Here is a 2106-nt window from a genome sequence, read left to right on the forward strand (position 1 = left end):
TCGGCCAGAACGTCGAGATGGAGAACTACACCCAGGCGCTCTACGACGCCCGCGAGCTGGCCATGGAGCGGATGCAGGCCGAAGCCCAGCAAGTACAGGCCGAGGGCATCGTCGGCGTCCAGATCCAGGAGCGCAGCCACGGCTGGGGCTCGCACGTGATCGAGTTCTTCGCGGTCGGCACGGCCGTCGTGCCGACGAAGTCCGACCACATCATCGAGCCGCCCGCCATGATGCTGAGCATGGACGGCTGAGCCCGGCTAGCGGTCGCGAAAGGCGTACTTGGCCACGACCCAGCTGGTGAGGAACGCGAACAGCGCAACCACGACGGCGGACGGGCAGGTGGCCGTGGTCCCGCCGGGCGTCGAGCTCGTGATGTCCGGGCCGTAGAGGGCGTCGGCGAAGACGACGACCCATGCGGCCGTGATCGCCAGCGACGGCCACATGTCGCGCGTCGCCCAGTCACGGTGCGTGCCGGCCTCGGGCGAAGACTCGTGTGGATAGCTCGCCATGTTGCACCTCCCTTCGCGTGCATGGTCGCTGCCGTCGGACGCCCGCCGCATCGGGGGATCCGCGTCGTGCGGTGCGGGGAAATGCGCAAGCCGGCCTTCCGGTACGCTTGACGCATGTCGCTGACGAAGCGCGAGGCCAAGAAGCGCCAGATGGTGCGCACCGGCTACGCCGGGCTCGGCATCGGCGCGCTGGTCGTGCTCTACGCCCTCACCGGTGGGGGGATCATCCTGGGCATCATCGGCGTCGTGATCCTCGTGATCGCCGGCTGGGCGACGCGCGCCCTGCGCAGCCTGTAACCGGGGTCAGACCCCGAACGCTGGCTGTTGCAGGTTCGTTGCGCTGCCGTCGGGGTCTGACCCCGATCAGGAGACGAGCGGGATCAGCAGCCCGACGATGACGCCGACCGCAGCGGCGACGGCGTAGAAGGCGAGCACGCGCGGCGCGGTGCCGGCGCGGCGTTCGGCCCAGCCGCGGCGGCGGCCGTAGGCCACGACCCCGATGACCGTGAGCGCGGTGGCCGTTCCCGCCAGCGCGGCCGAGGGGGTGCCGGAGTGGTGGTTGTGCGGGCGGGGCGCCGGCGACGGCCGGAGGTGATGGCGCGCGACCGGCGGCCGCGGTGTGTGCGCGATCCGGGTGCGCCCGAGCGGGAACTCGTGCCACAGCCGGGCGACGTCGGGGTGCGTCGCGGCGGCCGCCGGTGCGACGGCCGTGGCTGCTACGACCAGGGCCAGCACGGCGACGCGCCTCACTCGATCGTGACCGGCGTGCCCACCGGCAGCAGCCGCGCGAGCCGGCGAAGATCGCGGTTGCGCATGCGGATGCAGCCGTGGGACGGGCGGCCCGGGATCAGCCGGGGCGCGTTCGTGCCGTGGATGCCGATGAAGCCGCCCGCCGGCCATTCGGTGAGCACGGCCGAGCGGGCGCTCGTCCCGAAGGCGATGGGCCCGTAGAAGGCGCTCGCGTACCCGCGCAGGCGGTCGCGGATGTAGAACTCGCCGCGCGGCGTCGGGGTGCCGGGCGCGCCGATCCCGACCGGCGCCCGGAAGATCGCCTTGCCGGCCCGCAGGAGGGTCAGCCGCCGGTGGCGCAGGCTCACGACCAGGTGGGTGTCGACGAACGTGTACCCGCCAAGCGCCGCCCGCGGGATCCAGCCCTGAGTGCCGTTCGGCAGGACGGGCAGGCGCACGCGCGCCCACAGCCGGCCGCGATGCGTCGCGGTCCGCGTGACGAGGACGATGTTGACGGTGTGCTCGGGCGTGCGCGTGCGCAGGCGCGCGGCGAGCTTGCCGCCCGGCCGGCGGCGGGCCGCGACCGGGCGCAGCACCTGGGCCCACCGCCACGTCTGCCGCTTCGCCATCGGCAGCACCTTGGGCACCACCAGGCGCGGCGCCGAGACGCCGGGGGTGTGGACCTGCGTGGGCGTACCGAGCGGAACGGTCGCGGCCGGCGACGGCGCCGTCGAGGCGACCGCGACCACCCCCACCGCGGCGAGCACGATCGAGACGGCGACCGCGGTCGTCGCCCACATGCCCCGGCCGCGCCGGGGACGCGGCGGTGGGGCGGGGATGGCGGGGATGTCGGCGGCCGGGGGCCGGA

At 74.2% G+C, this 2106-nt stretch carries 5 protein-coding genes; 2 read left to right on the top strand and 3 right to left on the bottom strand.

The window, feature by feature from the left end; translation table 11 throughout:
• A partial coding sequence (locus ACTHMS_RS08690; protein WP_440306265.1) for a heavy metal-binding domain-containing protein occupies window positions 1–251 on the top strand: 251 nt, incomplete at its 5' end.
• A gap of 6 nt (window positions 252–257) precedes the next feature.
• On the opposite strand, the gene ACTHMS_RS08695 is transcribed toward ACTHMS_RS08690, so the two are convergent.
• On the bottom strand, window positions 258–509 hold the full coding sequence (locus ACTHMS_RS08695) for a hypothetical protein (protein ID WP_440306266.1): 252 nt from the start codon (window positions 507–509) through the stop codon (window positions 258–260).
• Between the two features lie 114 nt (window positions 510–623).
• Between ACTHMS_RS08695 and ACTHMS_RS08700 the strand changes: the two genes are divergently transcribed.
• The gene (locus ACTHMS_RS08700; RefSeq protein ID WP_440306267.1) at window positions 624–806 is read left to right on the top strand and encodes a hypothetical protein; all 183 of its coding nucleotides are present in this window, start codon (window positions 624–626) and stop codon (window positions 804–806) included.
• Between the two features lie 66 nt (window positions 807–872).
• Here ACTHMS_RS08700 and ACTHMS_RS08705 read toward each other — a convergent pair whose 3' ends face one another.
• Complete coding sequence (locus ACTHMS_RS08705; RefSeq protein WP_440306268.1) at window positions 873–1259, bottom strand: hypothetical protein; 387 nt, start codon at window positions 1257–1259, stop codon at window positions 873–875.
• Window positions 1256–2106 (bottom strand): L,D-transpeptidase (locus ACTHMS_RS08710; RefSeq protein ID WP_440306269.1); only part of this gene is annotated, 851 nt, incomplete at its 5' end. The genes ACTHMS_RS08710 and ACTHMS_RS08705, both read right to left, overlap by 4 nt.

Origin of the sequence: Jatrophihabitans sp. (assembly GCF_051960575.1) — a bacterium.
Classification (GTDB): Bacteria; Actinomycetota; Actinomycetes; order Mycobacteriales; family Jatrophihabitantaceae; genus JBQCEE01.